The 23,336-nt window shown below is 39.3% G+C and carries 15 protein-coding genes; 1 reads left to right on the top strand and 14 read right to left on the bottom strand.

Going from position 1 to position 23,336, the window contains the following annotated elements:
* Positions 1-67: 67 nt before the first annotated feature.
* From D7322_RS14985 to D7322_RS14960, 6 genes are all read right to left on the bottom strand, one after another.
* The gene (locus D7322_RS14985) at positions 68-1,279 is read right to left on the bottom strand and encodes a DUF4998 domain-containing protein (RefSeq protein ID WP_121125094.1); all 1,212 of its coding nucleotides are present in this window, start codon (positions 1,277-1,279) and stop codon (positions 68-70) included.
* 24 nt (positions 1,280-1,303) lie between these two features.
* Positions 1,304-2,485 (bottom strand): DUF5000 domain-containing lipoprotein, encoded by a 1,182-nt coding sequence (locus D7322_RS14980; protein ID WP_121125093.1) that lies wholly within the window; start codon positions 2,483-2,485, stop codon positions 1,304-1,306.
* A 52-nt stretch (positions 2,486-2,537) separates the two neighbouring features.
* Positions 2,538-4,451, bottom strand: a complete 1,914-nt coding sequence (locus D7322_RS14975) for a RagB/SusD family nutrient uptake outer membrane protein (protein WP_121125112.1) — start codon at positions 4,449-4,451, stop codon at positions 2,538-2,540.
* A 19-nt stretch (positions 4,452-4,470) separates the two neighbouring features.
* Complete coding sequence (locus D7322_RS14970) at positions 4,471-7,833, bottom strand: TonB-dependent receptor (RefSeq protein WP_121125092.1); 3,363 nt, start codon at positions 7,831-7,833, stop codon at positions 4,471-4,473.
* Between the two features lie 192 nt (positions 7,834-8,025).
* Positions 8,026-9,114, bottom strand: a complete 1,089-nt coding sequence (locus D7322_RS14965) for a FecR family protein (RefSeq protein ID WP_183078712.1) — start codon at positions 9,112-9,114, stop codon at positions 8,026-8,028.
* A 394-nt stretch (positions 9,115-9,508) separates the two neighbouring features.
* Complete coding sequence (locus D7322_RS14960; RefSeq protein WP_183078711.1) at positions 9,509-10,108, bottom strand: RNA polymerase sigma factor; 600 nt, start codon at positions 10,106-10,108, stop codon at positions 9,509-9,511.
* 519 nt (positions 10,109-10,627) lie between these two features.
* Here D7322_RS14960 and D7322_RS14955 point away from each other — a divergent pair.
* Positions 10,628-11,101, top strand: coding sequence for a hypothetical protein (locus D7322_RS14955; protein WP_121125089.1), 474 nt, complete (start codon positions 10,628-10,630; stop codon positions 11,099-11,101).
* 19 nt (positions 11,102-11,120) lie between these two features.
* On the opposite strand, the gene D7322_RS14950 is transcribed toward D7322_RS14955, so the two are convergent.
* The 8 genes from D7322_RS14950 to D7322_RS14915 form a co-directional block, all read right to left on the bottom strand.
* Complete coding sequence (locus D7322_RS14950) at positions 11,121-11,693, bottom strand: hypothetical protein (RefSeq protein WP_121125088.1); 573 nt, start codon at positions 11,691-11,693, stop codon at positions 11,121-11,123.
* A 36-nt stretch (positions 11,694-11,729) separates the two neighbouring features.
* Positions 11,730-12,692, bottom strand: a complete 963-nt coding sequence (locus D7322_RS14945; protein WP_121125087.1) for a hypothetical protein — start codon at positions 12,690-12,692, stop codon at positions 11,730-11,732.
* A 448-nt stretch (positions 12,693-13,140) separates the two neighbouring features.
* Positions 13,141-15,516 carry a hypothetical protein gene (locus D7322_RS14940; RefSeq protein WP_121125086.1) on the bottom strand — a complete coding sequence of 792 codons (2,376 nt, stop codon included), beginning with the start codon at positions 15,514-15,516 and terminating at the stop codon, positions 13,141-13,143.
* A gap of 75 nt (positions 15,517-15,591) precedes the next feature.
* On the bottom strand, positions 15,592-16,953 hold the full coding sequence (locus D7322_RS14935) for a Gfo/Idh/MocA family protein (protein ID WP_121125085.1): 1,362 nt from the start codon (positions 16,951-16,953) through the stop codon (positions 15,592-15,594).
* 180 nt (positions 16,954-17,133) lie between these two features.
* Positions 17,134-17,712 (bottom strand): fasciclin domain-containing protein, encoded by a 579-nt coding sequence (locus tag D7322_RS14930; RefSeq protein WP_245971349.1) that lies wholly within the window; start codon positions 17,710-17,712, stop codon positions 17,134-17,136.
* A gap of 4 nt (positions 17,713-17,716) precedes the next feature.
* Entirely contained in the window at positions 17,717-19,090 is a 1,374-nt protein-coding gene (locus D7322_RS14925; RefSeq protein ID WP_121125083.1) for a RagB/SusD family nutrient uptake outer membrane protein, read from the bottom strand.
* A 9-nt stretch (positions 19,091-19,099) separates the two neighbouring features.
* Entirely contained in the window at positions 19,100-22,192 is a 3,093-nt protein-coding gene (locus D7322_RS14920; RefSeq protein ID WP_121125082.1) for a SusC/RagA family TonB-linked outer membrane protein, read from the bottom strand.
* 536 nt (positions 22,193-22,728) lie between these two features.
* Positions 22,729-23,178 carry a protein-disulfide reductase DsbD N-terminal domain-containing protein gene (locus D7322_RS14915; protein WP_121125111.1) on the bottom strand — a complete coding sequence of 150 codons (450 nt, stop codon included), beginning with the start codon at positions 23,176-23,178 and terminating at the stop codon, positions 22,729-22,731.
* Positions 23,179-23,336: the final 158 nt, after the last annotated feature.

The following is a 23,336-nucleotide window of genomic DNA, read 5'->3' as shown; positions in this document are numbered from 1 at the left end:
TTTCAGGGTAAAATCTGATGGCTTTACACTGAATATTCTTGTATTAGCGCATGCTAAAAAATGATTATTATTTTACGATCCGATCACTTGTCCAGAAAGTCAGTTCTCCCATTGTGATAAATGTACCTCCGCCCCAAGTTTCCAGTACTTTAATTCGGATATACCTCGCTTTAGGCGTTCCCGGAGGAAGTTTAAATTCTTCACCTGCTTTTGCGTAGTTGATATCTCCATCGGTTGTTTGTCCGACCGGCAATCCTGAAGGTTTTACGGATTGACATTCGGCGAGTTTTGTCCAGCTTTCCCAAGATCCGTCTGAAGCAGGACTATTGCTGCCCCATATTTCGAATTTCTTCACATTCTCAGCCCTAAAGATACGATCTGCCGCCTGCCAGGTTTTAAATCTGCTAATAGAAACAGATTCCCCCATATCAAAAGTAAACCATTGTGAAGATCCATCCGTGGAAGCAAAGCCTTTACCGTCATAATCTTTATTCCAAAGATATTCCATTAGCCAACCCCAATTATCCCGAACATCTGTAGGAAGCGAATAGACCTTAAAGTTTGCCTTATCCACTTCGCGCTCAAATGCTGGAATCCCGATCTCGACCTGATCGACAGTGAACTCGTCTATTGCTTTAGGCTCGGGTAAAAATATAGATCTGTAGACAAGTTTAGTATCATTCTTATAACTTGGCAACTCTGTGGTTGCACTTCCTCCTGGAACAATCGCTGTCTGTGCCAAACCCGCTTCGTCTGTATACTTTAGTTCAATAGATTTTTCGCCATCTAATGCCGCATTCCAATTAATAATAAGCTTGTTTCCATCTGGAGAGAAACCAATTGATTTAACCGTACGGTTGGACAATGCCCGTTGATAATTATCACCATATGCCGTACCCGTTACTTTTTTAACAATTGATCTTGCGTTATTGGCAGTATATGTATATACCTCAAAAGAATAAGCCCCTTGGGTAAGGTTATTGAACATAAAATCAACCACATCCTTACCAGTTGTCTTTACAACATTTGCTTCTACGGAATCCGTATTATTTTTCCAGAACACCTTGACTTTAGTGACCAGCGGGTCATTGCCCAGAATAATCCGCAATTGAATCCTGTTCCTTCCTCCATTGGCGGCGACACTATCGGCTCTTCCCGGATAGTAAATTTCGCCATCTTTTGTAATCTCTTTATAATCGTCTTCTTTTGTACAGGAAATTATAGCAGTCCCAGCAACGATAAAGAAAAAAAAGCAGGTTAGATATTTTATTATTTTCATATTTTCTCTTTTAAAGTATGATTACTACGGATTAGGATTCCCCCACAGAGTCAGTTCCGTGAAATTTACATAAACCCCATTGGTCCAGTTTTGTAAGGTCTTAAACCGGATATACCTTACAGCAGGTGCTTCTATAGGGATATTAATGGTTTCTCCTTCCAAGGCTGCTTCATTATCAGCGTTAGAATTCTGTCCGACAGGTAAACCAGAAGGTTTAATCTGTTCGTGTTCGGCAAGCAATATCCAATTGGTGAAACTGCCGTCCGGACTCGGATCATTAGAACCCCATATTTCTACTTTTCTCGGATTGTGCAGATTATAGTACCATCCCTGTCTCATAAACCAGACTAAACGGCTTAGTTTTACGGTCTTCCCGATATCAAAGGTAAACCACTGCGGCATCTTTACAGGATCTGTTGTATGATATGCTGTCGTATTGCTGACATCACCATCAAAAAGATATTCGACTTCATTTCCAGGATAATTTTTTGCATCCGTGCCATTAATATTTAGTCCTTTCATCTTTGTCCGATCCAGTCTCGCCTCAAAGATGGGAGTTAATGTCACGTAAGTCGTGTCCGATAGGTTCCCCCAGCGATCCCGTACCATCAGTCCGAATCGGGTTTCCACAGATGGCAGCTCTCTGGCGCCAAAGCGTCCTGTTTTCGCTTTTGTACTAAGCGTTTTTACAGGAACAAAATTGCCCAGTTTATCATTGGTTAAGATCACAATAGCGACATCTGAGCCAATATCGTTCCTATAAGTAACATCTATTCCGCCAAATGCCTCGCTCGCGACTAGCTTTTCCTTGACAAGATCAAATGGTGGTGTTTTGGGCTGTACTTTTACGACCAATGGCTCCGATACATTTTCACTTTTGTCGACCGCGTATAATCTTGCTTCGTAAACATCCGTATCAGCAAATCCTTCCAAGACAACACTGTCAAGATACCGGCTCACTTTTGTCGTCCGCACGATACCGTCTTTTGTGGTATACTCGGCTCTTACATACAGTAAATCATGATCCTTTGGCAGACTATAGGTTATTTTAGCAGCCCCATTTAAATTTTCAACCTCGGCATTACTCACAGGTCCCGGAGCCTGCTTATCACTTTTATCCATTGTACCCACCTCGGTTTTCTGACAGGATCCAATCGTCCCAACGATCAATAGTCCCGCAAATAACACAGATATTATTCGTTTCATTTTTTCTTTTCTCAATAGTTAGTCATTCATATTAAATTTTCCTTGGCTATTATTACCACCCACCATTTTGAACCAGATTCGGATTCACCAAAATACTGTAGTCTTTTATTGGCCAAAAATAATCTCTGGGGCTATTAAAGCTCTGATTGAACAACAATACCCTACGGTTATAATCCGAGTAGCTAGTTTGGATAACATCCCAACCATAAATAGGTTGATTCAAAAATTCACCAGCTCTTTTCCAACGTCTCAGATCCCAAAAGCGACTACCCTCAAAAGCCATTTCAATCAAACGTTCCTGTTGGATAATTTCCCTCAAACCATCCTTATCAGTATATTTATTCGGATTTTTTGAGAAGTTTGTCCATGAAGATTCTACCGATTTAAGTCCTGCACGATCTCTTATCATATTGACATATTCTAATGCTAGCGTCTTATTATCGGTCTCATTCAATGCTTCAGCATAAAGTAAATAAAGATCACCTAAGCGTACCACAGGCCATGGATAACGCTCTACCGTAATATTGGTTGCGCTTGCGACCATTTTCCAATTGACCAATTTCTTGGTATAATAACCTGTTACCGAATAAATGCGGCTTTGCTTTTTGCCAGAATGTTGGCCTGATTTGGCTTGAATGTTAAAATTTCCATTTTCCATATACCATTTAGAGCCATCAAATGCCATATCCGCATAGAAGCGTGGTTCTCGGTTAAAATGCAAGCCGACTGACTGATAGCCATCCTGTATCCCAAGATCGGCAGCTGTCGCAGTCCGTAACTGGAACCTATTGGCGTAGTCCCATGTTTTATCCTCAGAAATGGGGACACCATTTTCTGTATAAAACAATTCGGCCATTTTCATGGTAGGTGCAAGTTGTCCTTTTAAACCGGAATTAGGAACATTTGGATCTAACTGCGGACTAGCATAGAGTTGCAGCGTCCAGGTATCATTGGGTTTGGTCGTTGTGCCCCAGATCAACTCCGAGTTCCACTTCTCACATACAGCATTTCGGATGCTCATTTCCGTTTTTGTGAAATCATCAACCGGCTTTGTGGGCGAAATAAAACGATACAAATCAATATCCGCATTTTTTGCTGCCGTAATCGCTAATTTACATGCCTCTGCTGCCCTTTCCCATTTTTTTTGATCATAGGTTGCGTTAAACAATGCTCTCCCATCCGGATTCTTGATATTGGCAAAATCCGGGTTTCCGTTAAACAAGGGACTTGCTGCCGTGACAAGCAATCTTGCTTTTATTGCAAGTGCGATAGGTTTCGTGATTCTCCCCAATTCAGTACTTTGATTTATAATCTTATCTGGTAGGCCCACACTACCTTCCCCGGCCGCCGCCTCATCTAATAGATTGACGATATAATTAACTACGGAATCAGCTGACTGCCTGCTTACTTTTACCTCCTCTGCGCTAGCATAAATAGGTAAGTTCTTATCGACGATGGGGATAGGACCATACATTCTAAAGAGGTACCAGTGAAAATAAGCTTTCAAAAATTTAGCTTCGGCAATCCAGCGATCTCTCATATAGGGTTCAACATCTTTGACCCGATCGATATTTTCAAGAAATATATTACAGTTCCGAATACCATTCCACATCGACTTACCATCATAACCGTCCCAATAGTTCAATTCAGGTTCATCCTTATTCTGAAGGCCTCTGGCAATATTATAAGGGGATAAACTTGAATAATCCTCGCCCGTTGGCATTGGCCAATAAATCCATAGCTCGTCTCCGGTATTCAGCCCTGCATTCATTTCCGGATGGCCCTCCCGCGGCAAACCGTCATAACAGGTAAACAAAAACTTCTCGGCTTCATTCCGGTTGGAAAAAGCGTGGTCAATGGTCGAGACATTGTCCGGAACCACATCAAGAAAGTTTTTCTTACAGGAATTCATCATAAATAGCAGCAAGGCTGCCGAAAGGGTCAAACGAATCGTATATCTTTTCATATTGAATTTCTCTTTTGTATTAGAATTGGACATTTAATCCGAAATTGTATACTTTTTGAAGCGGATATCTCAGGCCATTACCACCCATCTCCGGATCCCAAAGATCAAAGCTACTTTTGACAAACAGGTTACTGGCATTTAAATAAAATCTGATTGGTCCTACTCCCATTTTATCGAGCATTTTGCTCGATAGGTTATAGCCCAATTCGACTGTTTTTAACCGTAAAAAAGAGCCATTACGCATCCACCAACTGGAAGGTTTAAGATTATTTTGGTTTAGGTTCGGACTTAAACGAGGCCAAAACGCATAAATATTGCCATTCTCTTCGGACCAGTGATCATCGGCAATGGCTTGTAACAACCCATGTTGATAAGGGCCATTCATAACAAAAGGACTGGTTTTATCGGGATCAATCCAGAAAGAAGACCGGCCGGACCCCTGAAAGAATCCACTAAGATCAAAGTTCTTATAACCTACCGACAATCCAACACCATAAATAATTTCAGGTACTGTCGGCAAGCCCAATGGCACATAGTCCAAGGAAGAGATCATACCATCTCCGTTAATATCCCTGTATTTGATATCTCCGCCCATCACCTCACCGAAAGTCTGAACAGGAGAATTTTTCACCTCTTCATTATCGACAAAAAGTCGTTCTGCAATCAGACCATAATATTGACTAAGCGGATGACCGACTTTAGACAGATAAGCTAAACTGGACGGGTAATTGGGTTCCTCATTGACAAGCAATTTGCTTGTGGCATAGGTAAATGTTCCCCTTGCCTGTACCCACATGTCGCCAAAAGTCTTATTGTAATCCACCGAAAGATCAATACCCTTTCCTTCTGCTTCACCCACATTAGCTTGTATGCCTGCAGATAAGCCCATTGTCGTAGGAACATAAGCCCGATTCATCAGAATATTATTTCTGCGTGTTTTGTAAGCATCCAAAATAATATTGACACTGTTAAAAAGGCTAAGATCCATCCCTAGATTGACTGTTGTTGCCTGTTCCCAGGTAATCGTCTCATTGGCATATCTCGAAATCGAAACACCATCTTTGCTATAGGTATAGTTTGTACCAAAAGCTGATCCATGTGCTCCATCCCTCAGATTCACTTTAGACAGATAAAAGAAGCGGTCATCTGTATTGCCGATCTGATCGTTACCGATCAAACCATAAGTTGCTCTAAATTTTAGTTTCGTTATCGTCTGTCTTAATGATCTAAAAAACTCTTCATTTGATGCATTCCAGGCTACCCCGATTGAAGGAAAGAAGCCATAACGATGATTTTTCGCAAAACGTTCAGAACCATTTAGTCCAAAATTTGCTTCAAGTAAATACCTGTTATCATAGCCATATGTAAATCTCCCCGACAGCCCTTGATTGCGAAAAGGAAGTGAAGCCTGAAGATCAGCGGCATTGCCGGTAAGAAAACTCCGCAACTGGGTCACTAATAAAGCACCGACACTATGCTTTTCTGAAAAAACACGATTATAATTAACCGCAGCCTCCAGATAAGATACTGTGTTTGAAACTTTTTCTCCTTTATTATAATCCAGATACTCTGTTGCATTTTTCTCATTGAGCAATTCCAATGAGTATTTATCACCTTTGGCATCTAGCGCATTTGCCCTATAATAGAAAGGATTGTACCTTCTGTTCAAATCAAAATAAGAATAGCGTTGTGTATAAGCCATGAGTCTCGCATTCAGGCCTTCTGTAAGGAATTTGAAATCCTGCTTAACTTCAAGCTGCACATTCAATGTTGAAGTGTTGTACTGCTGAAATCCCGAAACCATTTCTGCATACGGATTAAAATACAAAGCTTCTCCCCTTTCACTAATTTTAGCATTGCCAAATAAAGGATGTTTCGCATAGCCCATATCAGATGCTGGAAAAACAGCTGGAAATTTAACAGGATTTGCAGCTATTGCGCCCTGAAAGATATTACCCCCTCCACCAATTGGTCCTTGATAATCATCGAAACTGCCCGAAGTCCGTACAATTCCCTCCGTTGTAGGTGTTAGTTTAACATTAACATTTGAACGGATTTGATAACTTTTCAAGTTAATGTTGTTATCGAATTTATTTCCATTGTCAGACTTCAACACACCATTATCTACGTTATAGGTACCCGCAATATAAAACTGTGCGTTTTTCCCGCCACCACTCATATTCATATTAAATCGCTGATTGAGTGTATAATCTTTGATCAGCAAGCCGATCCAATCATTATTTGGATACAGTAAGGGATTATCTCCGGCAATCGTCCGATCAATCTTGTTTTGGCTGTATGGCAGTTCTCCCAAGCGATCTCTGGTTAGCACAGCTTCATTCGCCAGCTTCATATAGGTGATATTGTCCGCCAGTTTGAAATTTTGCGTATTGGAAGAAAGCGAATTCTCAACCCGCACATTGAATTTTGTTTTGCCTGAAATTCCAGATTTCGTCGTCACCAACACCACGCCATTAGCCCCTCTGGCTCCATAAAGCGATGATGCCGCTGCATCTTTTAAGACCGAGAATCCGGAGATATCATCGGGTTGCAATCTGGCTAATGCATTGGAAGAAGATTCCATACCATCAATCAAAATCAGTGGATCTACCTTCCCACTTCCAAATGTTGTAATCCCGCGGATAAAAAACTGTGCATTATCCGCGCCGGGCTCACCACTCCGTTGAAAGGCAACAACCCCAGATAGCCTTCCCGCAAGCATCGTTGTCAGATTGCTGGTCGGTCCTTTCAATTCTTTCGGATTGATTGTTGTAATGGAACTGACCATACTCTCTTTTTTCTGATGGCCGTAAGCGACTACAACCACCTCATCCAATTCGCTTTTATCCTCCGTTAATTGTACATCTATCTCTTGAAGCCCATCAATCGGAATTTCTTTTTTTGCATAACCAACGATAGAGAAAACAAGAATTCCCTTGGGGTTCGATACTTTGAGACTATAATTTCCATCAATGTCTGTTGTCGTTCCGTTGCTTGTCCCTTTTTCCACGACAGACACCCCCTGTAGTTTTTTATCCCCTTCTCCCGAAACAGCACCTTTAATCAAATTCTGATCGGCCCGGCTCTCCCTTCTTTTGGAGATAATAATCATTCTTTCCTCTATCGCATACGCTAGTCCTGAATTAGCTGTAACTTCCTTCAACGCCTCATCAAGTGTGGCGTTCTTAACTCGAAAATTTGTCTTTTTTAACGGGCTGATCAGATCTATATTATAGAACATGTCGTACCCCGATTGTTTCTTGATCTCTTTCAGCACAGATTCTACAGCTGCATTTTTCAGCTCGAGATTGATACGTTGGCCATAGCCCTCCGCAAATGCCGAAATCGAAAATAAAAATGTAATTACAAATGTTAGCTTCATTATGATTAGATGCTTGCGAGTACATATTACAGTTCCCAATAGGCGATGTAATAAACAATACAAATGCTTGTATTGAACTTTTAAATTCATACTTTTGTGATGTTAGGTTTTTAGAAAATTTTGTATTACCCTAATGTTCGCCGACGGTATGGCAGTACTGTCGGTTTTTTTTGATTAAGTTTTTTTCCCCATTTATTTTTCAAATTTTAGTGTAGTTCCCGTTCGGTTAATCTTGATATTTGCTGTCCGTGCAATAACGCTCAATGCTTTGTCCAACTCATAATTTCTTGGTATAGTTCCACTAAATGTAAGTGCAGGAAGGGTTTCCAAATCCACGTCAATATTATACCATCTGGAGAAATCCTTCATAATTTCTTTTAACGTAGCATTATCATAAACAAACACACCATTCTTCCAGCCCAATACCTGCTCCTCATTTTCAGTCTTATCTTGTTTTAAAGCTTTGGATTTTTTATCGAGGACAATCTGTTCGCCCGGTTTAAGGATATATTCCTTTTGCGGTGATGATCCAATTAAATTCTGGACAGATACTTTACCATGAAACAAAGTGGTTTTAGTTATTTGTTCATTTTCATAATTGTTGACATTAAACTTGGTTCCGTATACCTTAATCCGTTGATCGTGTGTTTTAACAATAAAAGGCTTATGTTTATTGGTTTCTATGTCAAAAAATCCTTCACCCTGAAGTTCGACCTCCCGTTGACCTTCAGCATAGAAAAGTGGAAATTTAAGTTGGGAATCAGAATTTAGAACCACAGCACTACCATCGGTAAGATAAATACGTGATTGTCGGCCTTTGGCTGTCCGGATTGTTTGATATATAATCTGAGGCTTAAGATTAGGCTGACTATCCAGTACTTTAACATGAATGTCCCCCAGGCTATCCTGTAGAATCACGGTGCCATTTTCCCGTAATAATTCAACGTTAGAGGTACCATCCAGTTTTATCTCTTTTCCATTACTTGTTATCAATGTACTCCGGTTATCTGCTATTCCTATACCACCAGATTCTTGCCCTCCACGTGTATACCATAATACCGAAATTGCACAGATTATTGAAGCCGCAGCAGCAATTGATATCCACGCGAATAGTTTCCTTTTGTTCTTTTTTTGGTTCTGATAAAAATATTCACGGTCGAAATATTCATCAAGCTGCTGAATAGCAATTTTAGCATGATCATCTAACTCAACTTCCTCTTCTAGCTGCAAATCTTCCAAGATCAGTTCCTTGAAAAGTTTTGCATACTCCTTTTGACGCATGTAATGCATTAACAGATGGATTTCTTTATCCGTGCACTGTTTAGCAAGATATCTTCTATATAAGTTTATCAATTTGGTTTGTTCCACAGTATAATTGGTCTTACTTTAACTCTATATACGTAAGCCAAAAAAATATCAACTATACCAAATCAAAAAAAATTAAAATACTTGCAAATATGTTCTACGACTTGCAAACGCAGAGATGCTCAATGGATATTTACTGATTTTAATGTGTAATGACTTGTAGCAGGATTGTGCTGATGTAGCTGAGAAATACAAACTGGTGTTCCGCTAATAATATATAAGGAAACAACAGTAATTTCCATTCTTAAATGGAAAATCGAGGTTAATATTCCACAAATAATATCATAAGAAAAAAGTACTGATCCAAATCCTAGGTGTGAAATACAGGATAGTATTCTGCAAATAGCATCATAAAAAAACAACAATAGTTCCAATTCCAATGCGATTTAATAATACCGGTAGCTTTAACAATATGATTGTTGATGGTGGCTGTAGAAATATTCAAAAGTTTGGACACCTCATCATAGCTTCGACCTTCGAGCTTACAAAGTACATATACTTCCCGACATCGTTCGGGAATAATATCCAAGATATCATTGAGGTACTTCTCCATTTCTTTATAAGAGACCGCCGCTTCAATATCATTTGCGCATTTTCCTTTCGATAGAATCATCAGCTGTTCACTCTTAGCTTGATCTGAAGCAATTTTTCGAAAATAATCGTAAACTGTGCTTTGTGCAATTGTATAGAGATAGGACTTAAAATTTTTTGAAACATCAATCTGCGATCTATTCTGCCAGACCTTTATAAATACATCCTGAACGATATCCTGCGCAAACTCCACTGATCTTACCTGCTTTAATATACGGCCGAAGATCTGTGCTCTATAGCCATAATAGAGTTTTTCGAATGCCTTTTGATTCCCCTCAGCCAATTGTAGGAGCAATATCGCGTTGTCCTCTAGACTCATAATTTTATTTCTATCGAAGTTCAATAATCCATGGTTTTTCAATTGCATTACGATGTGCGGGAAAATAATTCATAATTTCTGCACATGTGCTTTTCTAGGTACTTGACGAGTTGAAAATAGCAGCAAAATTTCGTTAGGCCACCTGACAGTCGCCTGACAATTGATCTTGAAACAAAAGAAATGATATAAATTAAATCAGAGATGTATAAAACACGTAAAAACATGTAAAATATTACGATACAGTCAATGCATTCCTCTTTTTTAAAAAGGACGTATCAAATCGTTACTGACATTACTAAATGGTTGAGCTATTTTTTTCCGACAATCAACTGTTTCACTACAGGAGCAGTATGATGCAAGTAGCTGAGCTAATGAACCTGTCGCGTAGAAATATCGAAGGTAAAAAGCTCAAAACTGGCACGAAATTCGATATCATTTAACCAGACATAATTAATCAAATACTTAAAAAAACTTAAAAGATAACACAGTCATTTTGAGTCGTAAAATAATCTAAAACCTATGATCGTATCATTAAATACTTATTTAATTATTATTGGGATATTTTGTCTTTTAATAGTTATCAAACCGCTTTATACCCGATTTATCAAAAAAGAGGAAAGTAAAAATGATGCGATATTGTTACTGCTTCTCCTAACTATTCCGATCAATTGGTTTACACCAACTATCCTGACAATTACAGACTGCAATAATTATACAAAAGAGGTTGTGTTGTTCCCAACAACGAAAGATGGCTTTAAAATTAACTACGGAAGAGCGACTTATATCTTGAATAAATCGGATCGGAATTTAACATTTGAATATTACTACTATGGAGATAATACACCAGCGAAGGGAGAGGAAAATAAGGAAATTGAACCGAAGCAAAATGCGAAAGTAAATGTTATTTCAATCGATTATATTCTTTCGGAACCGGCAGAGAGTGTATCTACAAAATCGAGCGGTGCAACAAAAACTGTATTGAGATGTAAATAAATAGGATATAGCACATTTGTTATTCCTGCTGTATCCAGGCAAATTTCCCCTTGTTTAAATAGATAACACCTCCACCACAAGATTCAGCTTGGTGAATGAAAATACCATCGTTTATCAATTTGATTTTATCTGTTTCATTTACTTCTTCATCTGTAATTATTTCACCATCATCATTTACATTGTTCCAATAGATTTCCCCTTTGGGCGCTTTTTCAAAAACACCCACCCAATCTATATCATCAAAGCCCTGACCCAAGATATCAGTACCCATACCTAAGTATTCAATCTTTTTGTTCCCAAAAATAAATCTTAGGCCATATTTCTCATTTTTTGTATTTTGGACAATCTGCACTGTATCCGTCAAATTGTCTCCGTCCAAATCACAGTGTAACGTACCCGGTTTATGTATTTGGGATAACACTATCGTGTCTGGAACCGTCTGGTTTTCTATATTTCGAGGGGGCTCGTCATTATTTAATTCAATCTTATTTTCGACCTGTTTGCCCTTGGAACCTTCGGTCTTTTTATCTCGACAGCCTAGTACTATGCATAGTGCCAAAATGAGAGAAATTATAAAACGATGTCTTGCCATAATGTATATATTTTAAGAAAAATGATCACAATTAGCTTAGTTATCACAACTCGCAATAAATAAGGGCTTCGGCAATATCTTTACGGCTATCTGGGGTTCTGACGTTCCCTTAATCTGATCAAACTTCATTAATACGCCATCGTAATGGTAGTCTGTGCTTTTATAGTCCAGTTCTTTTGCAGGTATGGCCCGACTGACATATAGATTTTTGTCGGTATCATATCTGTAAGCTGCTAACGCTATTTCTTGATCCATATCATCATGGGTATTGTACCCATTATTTACCAACTTGAAATCCGCATCAAAGGCTCTATCAAAAGATTGGTCTAAAAATTTCAGTTCTTCGAGCATAGAAAATTCTTCTTCTTTAGTTGATTTTCGAATAGGCGTATCCGACTGATCACTCACAGGATATAACCCTTCTGTGCCTATTTTGAGAACAAAGTCATTGTGGTACAAGCTACTTTGCATATGTTGAACAATAAAATCATTAAAATCGCCACTGGCAAAATGATACATCAATTTAGGAATTTCAATACCACGATCACTATCCTGGTTTTCTTGTTCCAATAAAGTAATTGTATCCATTTTTTCATTAAACAGATGAACACTGGGAAAGTCCTTACAATTCGCATCCTCATTAAAAAGAGGCTGCATCTTATCCGGGAACTTTCCGGCCAAAATTGCGCTACTCAAACGGTCCCCCATGAAACAAACACGCATCCCGTCCTTGATAGTCGGATTTTTCCGCGCATACACATAAAATTGGGCCTCAGGATTTTTAGGTTGTAGATAAATAAGATCATTTTCGATCTTCCAGGTACCTTTTATTAATGTTCCGTAAGCGATTATCAAAAAAGTCTTGTTTTTATTTATAACAAAAGCGGTACCCGAAGATTTATATACTCCGTCAATATGTTGTTCGCTTTGTTGTGCACAGGCAAGATTAGCGCAAAATGTCAATAACAGCACAAGTAGTTTATTAAATTTCAATAGCATAGTTTCAATATTTAGCTAAATATCTTAAAAAAGCCATAAGATAAATTACAGATTAAACATTCAACGCTATGGGATTAAATTTTCGATGGCATTTCGCCAATATTTGGTTTATCGCTTTCCGAACGAATATGTTTCAGTATGCAGGCTATCCATACTTTTCAGTAATGCAATCTCTTTATTTGTTAAATCCATTTTCTATAAAAATCTCCCTGCCTTGTCGCCTTCTGTACTGACATTTTTATTTATACCATTTTATAATTAACTCAAAACAATAGCGTAGTCCTTTTCAATTTTAGCCAATGATACAGTTTTGCAAAGATATTGAATTATCATAGAAAGTTTCCCGATGCAAAATTGTCAACCACAGGCCCAAAATGATAACTTGCCTATTTCAGCAATAATTTTAGCCAACCACAGACAAACGGGTTATACATTTTTTTATTAGCATTTATCTTTTCGACGGTCTTATGATATCCCGAAAGAATATGGTCTTTCCGCTTTTGGTTATACCTTGAATAGTAATCCAAAACCCTTCTGGGTTACTATTATTAAAAAACGAAATCTCCATTCCGCTACTGCGCACATCCAATTTGACATCCGGATTCCAATACAAGGTGGGCCGTGCATCAAATTGTTCATTTGCTAAATTATAATTATAGGTTACCAGTTTAAAATGTTCTTCTCGCATATAACCTTCAACTTCCTGCTCGTCCAAGGCCCTGCCTATATATGGGTCCCCTTCACTGGGATCCATTTGATAAACATACAATACAGAAGTAACGTAACCGTCTACTTTGAATTTCTCAAAGTACTTGACATACGGAATCCGATCCATGGATGTATTGAATAAATCTTCCAGCTTCCATCTATTTGTTCTTATTTCATAGTTATTGACAAATACACGATCCCATCTGGTTGAATCTGCGATTTTAGTATAATTTAAACGAGCATATTCTCCAAAATTTAACGGCAGAGCCTTAACGAAACGGTCGTTATGGGGATCAAGTACGGCATCAGCAGGTCCTTTAAATTTTTCTCCGGCATATCTACCCTCAAGGTAATCAATACGCCTCTGCTGCACACTTCGATCTACTTTGACTTCCTTTAATCGGATCCCCCCATTTTTATCACGATAGCTCAATGGCGTATAGGCCCACTTACTTTCGTTCCATGCCTGAGGTACTAAAAACTTTTGATGTAAAGGGGGAATAAAAAAGGTAGAATCTACTTTTCTCGGTCCAAAATTGTACTTAACCAGAAATTTATCAAACATCATCTTTTTTTCGATAGCAGACAGCTTAGTAGCTATCGTCCCCCGGATAATCAAATTATCCACGATAAAGTATCCTGAGAGATCAGGTATAATTGTTTTATAACGCATAACCCTATCTTCCGGAAATTTGTATCCAAAAGACATTCCACCAGGTTTTCCTTTCCCATTATTTTTTGCTATCTGATCAACAAGCTTCTTGTGGAAATGCACCCATTTATTTCCTTCCATTAAGATCTGCCCTTGTAGGTAATAAACGGAGTCATTTGTCGACCGTACCTTATTAAAATTCAAATTGGATGGAGAATTCCAAGCGCTGATGGCTATCAAACCATACTGCAATTTATCATTCCGGAATAAATGTGTTGAATGGACAGGTTCCTTATGCGAGAAATAGGGCCTAAAGTAAATATCCTCAGTAATATCTGGGACGCAATCATTGGGTACTTCCAAAGCTGTGATCGAGATAGATAAGTTTCCCTCTTCACCTGAAGGCAAACTCAGTCTAAAACTATTCTTTCCTCTGTCCTTTTGCGTTATCTGCAACCATTTGATATTAGGCACAACTTGAATATCTCTCAATCCGCCCACAAAATGAGCGGATTGAGAGCGTATGCTATCCTGTTGATCGCGCAGCTCAAGCCGCAGCAGACCATAATCTAGATCATTGCGGTTTAAATAAATAACAGTCCGCCGATCAGGTCTAATTGTGATCGTATCTATCATGACCAACCTGTCATTCGAAGCCAATATGATCTTTACCCTTTCAGCAGGAAGATTACTTTCTAAATAAACAGCTATAGTATCACCTATATCCCTACTATATATTTTTCGTCCAAGTTCGGTTTTTAAAAGGATGTCAGGTTTACGCTTACCATTCACCTCCCATTCTAGGCGACAATTCCCAACGAAAGGGGGAATATTGACAACACCGTACCCGGAACTATCTAACTCAAAAACCGACAGTAAATCACCATCACTTTTTAAAATAGTCCCTTTGACAAGTAGTGGTTTTTCACCAGCCTCTATCGTCTGCAAATAAAGCCTATTATCTTTATTTTGCAGGAAACCATTGCCTTCAGGGCGTACAATCAGGGGGCAATCCACCGTTATAGCTCCACTGTCTAAATCATTTTTATTCTGGTTATTTATTTGAATAATCGGAATTTCCTTGAAATAGTATCGTTCAATCATTCCTTTATCTGTGCCCACGTAAGCATTAATATAGATACTGGTCTGCTTCCAATCCAGCGGAAGTAAAAATACACCATCACTCATACCTCCACGTTGTAAGCTAAACATAGATCTCACAATATTACCCTGTTGATCCGCAAGATTTAGATGGAGATTGATGGCAGAAGAATCAAGATAGCCATGCTGCACAACATAGCTTTTAAACCACACAGAATCGCCAGGGAAGTAAGCCTCCCGATCAGTATGAATGTATATTTTTCGTACTTCCTGTTGTCCATAAACCAGGCCCGAAAAGAAGCCTAAAATCAAAATTATTTTAATCCAGACAGCAACGGTTGAGAAAATACGGTCCAAAATCATTATGCATAAATTTCTAGTTGGTAAAAAAATAAAAAAAATCAGACACTCTAAATTAAGCCATGGCCATAATTTGCACTAGGACAGATAAGGATGTTGCCAGGGCATTCGATAAGGTCTTTTCAATAATTTGGTTGCTTCGGGATCATCGGTACATATTTTTTTCATTGGATCATATCTCAATGGTCTATTTAATTGCATAGAAATATTGGCAAGTATACAACAGGCTGTTGATATATAGCCCTCCTCGATGTCAGCCACAGGCAATCGATCCTGTTCTATTGCGGACAATAGATCCAATAGATGTTGCCGTGTGGCAGGAGCGGTGTGCAGTTCAATTCTAGGCTCCTCCAGATCAGCCGGAAATTTCTCCTTTTCATAAACCACGTCTTTTTTTATGGGAGTGCCTTTACCAACTGGGGTAAACTCATATTTCATCACACTTCCTTTTAGCGTTCCTTTATCCCCATAGATAATAAACGCCCAAGGATATTCGGGATCCACAGGATTGCCCCAGGTACGATGTTGCCATATACAATTAAGCTCATCATATTCAAAAACTGCCGTCTGTGTATCCGCAATGGTCGACTTTCCATCCTTTTGCACATAGATTCCCCCTGTTGCACTAATTTTCTTTGGCCATTTAAGCTCTAATAGCCAACGAACAGTATCAAACATATGCATACCCATATCACCTGTGATACCATTCCCATATTCCATAAAAGTTCGCCACCAACCGCCATGAGGTAAACCGTCGTAAGGACGTAAAGGAGCCGGTCCAGTCCATAGTTCATAATCAAGAAAGTCAGGAACAGGCTCCAGTGCCGGATTACCGTTCTTCCTCATATGATAGTAACAGCACATTTCCACATGCGATATCTTACCGAGTAAACCTTGGTCTATAATCTGCTTTTTTGCATCAATCAGATGTGCCGTACTCCGCCGTTGCGTTCCTACCTGTACTTTTTTATTATATTTTCGTGCATATCGAAGTATTGCTTCTCCCTCTAGCACATCAACACTTACGGGTTTTTGCAAATAGACATGCGCTCCCGAACGTATTGCATCTATGGCCTGCCGCGCATGCCAATGATCAGGTGTACCGATCAGAATGAGATCGAATTGATGATCGGCAAGCATTTTCCGGTAATCTTTGTAGAGCTTTGGAATCTTCCCCGAGCGTTGTCGTTCTCCGACCAATCGCCCCGCCTCCTGCAAATGACGGCTATCAACATCGCAAATCGCAACCACATTGACATCACAAACCTGCATCAGCCTAAATAGATCACTTTTTCCATACCAACCAGCCCCGATCAGTCCGACCTTGATATTTTTAGGAAATCTCTTAAAGGATAATCCTTTAGCTTCTAAAGCGGATAAAGTAACAAAAGCACTTGCACCCAAAAGGAAGTTTCTTCGGTTTAGCGTATAATCAACCATAATTTACTGGCTTATTGTTTAGTTTGTTATTAAATTAAACAATAAACTGAAGATAATGTTTATTGAGCCATCATTTTCAATTGTATCCGTTATCACCATGACACTTTATAAGCTATTCGTATTTCCATTTTTTTATTCTGTATGCAAAGCATTATGAAGAAAAACAGAACATCAATATACTTATTTCGTCTTCTCAGATAAAAATACAATGTGATCAACGACATGGATGACACCGTTATCCGGAACTAAATTAGATGTGCGGATTTGCCATTGGTTATTGGTCCCTTCATTGATCAGCCCCACATAGGTACTCGTATGGGACAAGTACATGATTTGACCTTTTTCAGTCGTATAGGCAATTGGCTTGTTACTCGGAGCCAAGGCAGGATCGCTAAAATTCACTACTGCCTTTACAATATGATAACGCAAAATATCCTTTAGTATTGGTACCGGAATAGCTGTAATATTGTCGTATTTATTTTCTTTTAGATATGCTGTAAAAGCTTGATTGGTGGGCAGAATAAAGGTCGCTTTTTCCTTACGTTCATACAATGCTTCATCCTTACATTGCAAAATGGTTTGTTTCAGTAAGGATAATGAATCCTTCCCCTGAATATATGTCCATGCCGACATATTCAGTTTACTGTTGTCTTCCGCGTAGTCATATTCAAAGCTTTCCTGTATTTCGCAACTAGAAAACAATGACAGCGTACCAAAACCACATAGAAAAAAAATAACGATATATTTTATCTTCTTCATAAGATTATCTATAAAATTCATTTTGTTGCAAATTTGGATTTTTAAGAAGTTCCCCTTCATGTATTGGCCACAGCAAATTTCGTTTATCGGAGAGACCATTGATCGGTTTCATTGTCGAAATAGCCGTTTCATTTCGCAGGAGATCAAACCATCGGTGTCCCTCAAAACAAAGTTCCACAGATCGTTCATGTAAAATACTGCCAACTAAGCTTCCGAATTCGCTTTGCGCCTTATCTTGATCCAAAACTGGCAGTCCCGCACGAATACGGATACGGTTCAGTAGGTCCAATGCTTCAACAGGCTGATTTAAATTGGCATGCGCTTCAGCCTTTAGTAGGAGGATATCGGCCAATCGCGTTAATACAATATTGCCTGCGGAAGGTTCTGGACTTTCGTCATTAAATCCTTGCCCAAAAAACTTCCATATTTTACGGGGCTGAACTTGGGACACATCGTAAATACGAGGTTTGCGAAGATCGTCAGGTTCGATTGATGCGATAAAACCCGCACTGGGCACATAATCACTATCCGATCCATTGGCATACCACACACGGAGGTTATTGGGTTGTACTTCACTATATCCGACTTCAAAAATACTTTCGGTACTGCTTCCTTTTACAAAAATGTTATTCCAATCCTCAATTGGTACCAAGGCATATTGCGGGTCCGCGATTACTTTTTCAGCCATTTCTATCGCCTGTTCATACTTTTTTTGCCACATATAGAGCTGCATCAGAAAAGCATAAGCCGCCCCTTTGGTAATCATCACACGGTTTCTGGCACCTGAATAATTTGAAGCGCAATTCTCTGTTGCTAAGATTAAATCTGCTTCCACCTTAGCCAATACCTCCGCCTCAGTGTTCTTCTTGACAAACAGATCCTGATCCAATCCCTCATAGGGTTCCGTAACCAAGGGCACCTGCCCCCATATCCGAACCAAGTAAAAATAAGCGAGTGCCCTTAAAGCATGGGCTTGCCCAAGTAACTGCCTTTTTAATTCACTATCTTCGGCTCCAAATGCCTGTGGAATATATTTGATCGAATAGTTCGCTCGGGATATAACCGTATAAAAATTATCCCAACGTGCCGAATTGATAACGGGAGTCAGCGTGTTCTGTTGTAGCGCAGCAGGATCACCGGCATGGCGGGTCACAATATTATCAGCCCGCCCCTCTCCCCAGTAAGCAAAATTCTGACGAAAAAGAGATTGCAAACCATTATAGATACCATTGACACCAGCTTGCGCATCACTGGGCTTTTTATAGTACCCCTCTCCGGAGACATTGCTAATAGGCTCCTTATCCAACAACGAATTCGAACAACTGCTAACGGATAAAAATAGAAGAGAACAACATGTATATTTTAACAATTTTCTCATCACGATTTATTAAAGACCAAGGATTAAACCAAACATAAATGTGCGGCTCTGTGGATAAGAGCCCTCATCCAATCCTACACGAAGACCAGAATAGGAATTAACATCGGGATCGAAACCTGTATACTTTGTCCAGGTAATCAGATTTGTAGCCGTAACAAAAGCATCGAGCTTACGCAAACCGATGCGTTTGCTCCAAGCGGAGTCAAAAGAATACCTCAAATTGACATTTTTTAATTTCAGATAAGAACCATCTTCGACCCACCTGCTTTGCACCCGACTATCAGACTGTTTTGGATCATCCCGAATCAATCGGGGAAAATCTGTTTGGTCTCCCTGTTCCCGCCACCGGTTAAGAGCGTCAGTAGATAGATTATTATAACGAACAATTGAATTGCGCTGATGATTCAACTCGCTATAAATCTGATTACCGACAGAATATTGGAAAAACACATTCAAATGGAAGTTCTTATAGCTAAAATCATTGGAAATCCCGCCAAAATACTTAGGTTCAGCAGAACCAATAATCTCGCGGTCATTTTGATCGATCATATTATCATTGTTCACATCCTTCCAAATGGGATCTCCACCTACAAATACAGCTCCGTTGGCACCATTTGTTAACCCGCTTGTATTGTCTTCATCTCGCGCATACACACCAAGAAAACGCCAACCATAAAATACACCGATAGGCAGGCCTTCCCGTAGAATATGGAAAGTACCGTTTTGAATATGACCGCCAGTCAGAAGATTCTTAGGTAACGACGTAACTTTATTTCTATTCAAACTGATGTTTATATTCGTATTCCAGCTAAAATCCCCTTCCAGATTACGTGTCTGTAGGCTAAATTCCAATCCTCGATTCTCAATTGACCCTATATTTTGTGTAATAAATTCAAATCCCGTGGTTCCGGGAATAGGCACGTTATAAAGAAGATCTTTCGTTTTCTTCAAGTAAGCATCCGTAGAAAACAGGATTCTGTTTTTTAAGAAGCCAAGCTCTAAACCAAGGTTATATTGACGCGTTGTTTCCCAAGTGAGGCTCGGGTTGGGCATCACTGTGGGCGCCGCTCCCGAAAAATCCAGATAATTCGTTCCCAAAGTAAACTCTCCTCTCGCTGCATAATCACCTATAGCCTCGTTTCCGGTACTTCCGAGGCTAAAACGAAGCTTACCATCGCTAAGCCAGCCCAAATTCTTGATTCCTTTTTCTTCGACAAAACGCCAGCCTGCTGATGCAGAGGGAAAGAATCCAAATCGTCGGTTACGACCAAAACGGGAAGAACCGTCCGTACGAAGATTGAATTCCAGCAAATATTTCCCGAGATAGTCATAGGTTACCCGACCGAAATAAGAAAGCATGGCATGTTCGGAAGCGATATTTACACCTTGGTTTGAAATGACTGATGCACCATTCAATGTACGGATATCATCACTTGGAAAATATTCTCCATCGAGACCTGTCCGGTCATAACGCCATTTCTGAAAACTTATTCCCAGTACCGCTCCAATATTATGTGCATTAGCTACACTTTTTGCATAGGTAAAATAACTTTCATTACCCCAGGTAAGATTTCCAGAAGATCGTACAGCACCATTATTATATCCCTCGCGGTAATCCAATATGGATGGCATAAATTCATCTTCTTTCATTGAAATATAATCCAGGTTTACATTGCTTCGGAATTTAAGATCTTTATAAAGATCAATTTCTAGGTATTGGCTTCCAACGATGCGATTACTCTTGTTCAGATTGGTTGCAAACAAAGCCATCCCAACGGGATTCCGCTGTCCGATCATATAACCATTCAATGTCCCATTAGGTAGATACATCGACATAATAGGTGGCCGTATCAATAAACTCCGGATGATACTCAGATTCCCTGAGCCCGCCGCATTTGTCCGATTGTTCACGGCATTTGTATAGGAAATACTCTGGCCTATCCTGATCCGGTCCGAAATCGTAAAGTCGACGTTCAAGCGTGAAGTAAATCGCTTGTAATTGGAATTTAATATCACACCATCCTGATCCAAATAAGATGAACTCCATGCATATTTTGTTCCTTGGTTCCCGCCTCGAACAGAGAGATCCAACTTATATTGCTTTGCTGAACGCATCAACTCATCCTGCCAGTCCACATCACCACTGTTCATGGGGTTCAGTGAATCTATAATTGTATAAAATGGTTCCTCGGGTTTGGCCATTCCCCTATAGGAATCCAAAACTGCTTCTCGATATTGTCTTGCGTTCAAAACACTTAGTTTGCGGGTCAGGGCGCTCACTCCCGCGGTTGTATTTAATATCACCTCGGGTCTACCTTCAGCACCTCGTTTCGTCGTTATCATTACGACTCCATTGGCGGCTCTAGAACCATAAATCGCGGTAGACGCAGCATCTTTCAGAATCTCAATCGAAGCGATATCGTTCGGATTGATATCCGTCATCGGATTCAGCCCAGAGTTTTCAGTACCATTTAGAGAAGAAATGGAATTGGATTCCAGTGGAATACCGTCTACAACAAAAAGGGGATTGTTACCTGAGTTCAATGAGGAGCTTCCCCGGACACGTATGCTCATCTCTCCCCCGGGCGCTCCAGAATTGGACGAAACCTGCACCCCGGCTGCCCGCCCCTGTAGAATGGAAATGGGATCCTGCAATGTTGTCTTGGCAATTTCTGAAGCACCTACGGAAACAATAGATCCTGTAAGGTTTCGTTTTTTCTGACGCCCATATCCTACCACAACAGTCTCTTCCATCAGATTGGAAACAGCAACGAGTGCGATCGTATAGCTTGCCCGCGAATCTATTTTTATCGTCTGACTCGAATAGCCCACAAATGAAAAAGTAATGGATTGTCCTATTGCTACATCGTCCAATACAAAGCCCCCCCTTTTATCTGTGCTCACTGTCACATCTTTTGTGTCGCTGAGCTTTACGGTGACTCCAAATAAAGGCGACTTTGTGGTTGCGTCAATCACGTTACCAGTGACCGTCTTCTGCTGAGCGACTACAATACCAGGAAAAATTAAAATGCTGCACAAAAAAAATAAGGATAAAACATAATACGGTCCGTTAAAGTTACACTGGTTAGCACTAAATTTCATATCAAGACTTTAAGTTTATATCACCTATAACTATCGACAACGATTAATAAATAATATTTTAATGAAAACATTTACATTAAAACGTCAAGCATTATCAAATAATTAACGTTTGAAAAAAAACAATAGTATACGTAGCACTAAATTTAGTAACATTTATGTGACAATATCACATCCAACAAACATGATATCGTCCTACTATCTATTTCATAAATACTGTTTTCTTTCCCAACCAAGTCAATAAAAATTCCAAATGGGATCTTCGGAAATTGGATGAAATCCAAGCCGCAGACTGCCGTGCTTGTGGAAATTTCATATCCCGAATAGATGACATAAAGCAGGTCATAAAAAAGCCCTAGAGCGGGGAACTCTAGGGTCTTAGCCATATATTAACCTATTTTATGAAAAGTATTTGCATTATTAACGCATTATTGTGGCAACTTATTTTGTGCTATATTGAAAAAAATTAATAATTATAAAAAAATCCCATTTATAGCGCTATAAATGGGATTTTTCATACGATCCAAAATAAGATTTTGTTATTTGATCGTTACTGCAAAAGCATATTCATCTGGAGGAAGACATTGTGATGCATCACATGCTTGCCATTCCACACTACCTTTCACAGTTGCTGTTCCTTTTTTCAAAGTCACCTTTTGTTGGAAGATCACCTCATTTGTAAAATATCCTACATCCATTTTAAAAACCTCCTCGTGTTTTACTTTCGGTTTTGGCTCAGCAGTTTTTCCTGCCAATACATAATCAGTCGCATTAGCAAATGTGAAAGAAGTCGGAATAGGTCCGCCATCTTTTACATTTTGCGAATAAATATGCCAGCCATTTTGAATGGTCGCTTTTACATAGACGACTGCCTCTTTGCTGTTCAGCTTTTTGCTAGCTACAGTCCATTTTACCGGTTTGTGAATCTGAGCAAAAGCGCCAGTTATCATAAAAATAACTGCAGTCACTAACAATACTAATTTTTTCATTTTTTTATATTTATTTTGGTTTATTACACGATGTCCATTCTCCTCTACCTTCATATCCATTTTCTTCTCTATGACAATATGATGAAATAGAAAGACAAAAACCGCTACAACAATATTCGCTATAAACAATATAAAACACAACAACGGGCCAATAAAAC

This window comes from Sphingobacterium puteale (assembly GCF_003627955.1).
Classification (GTDB): Bacteria; Bacteroidota; Bacteroidia; order Sphingobacteriales; family Sphingobacteriaceae; genus Sphingobacterium; species Sphingobacterium puteale.
The sequence above is the reverse complement of the archived record's forward strand: the minus strand, read 5'-3'. Positions and strand labels throughout refer to the sequence as shown.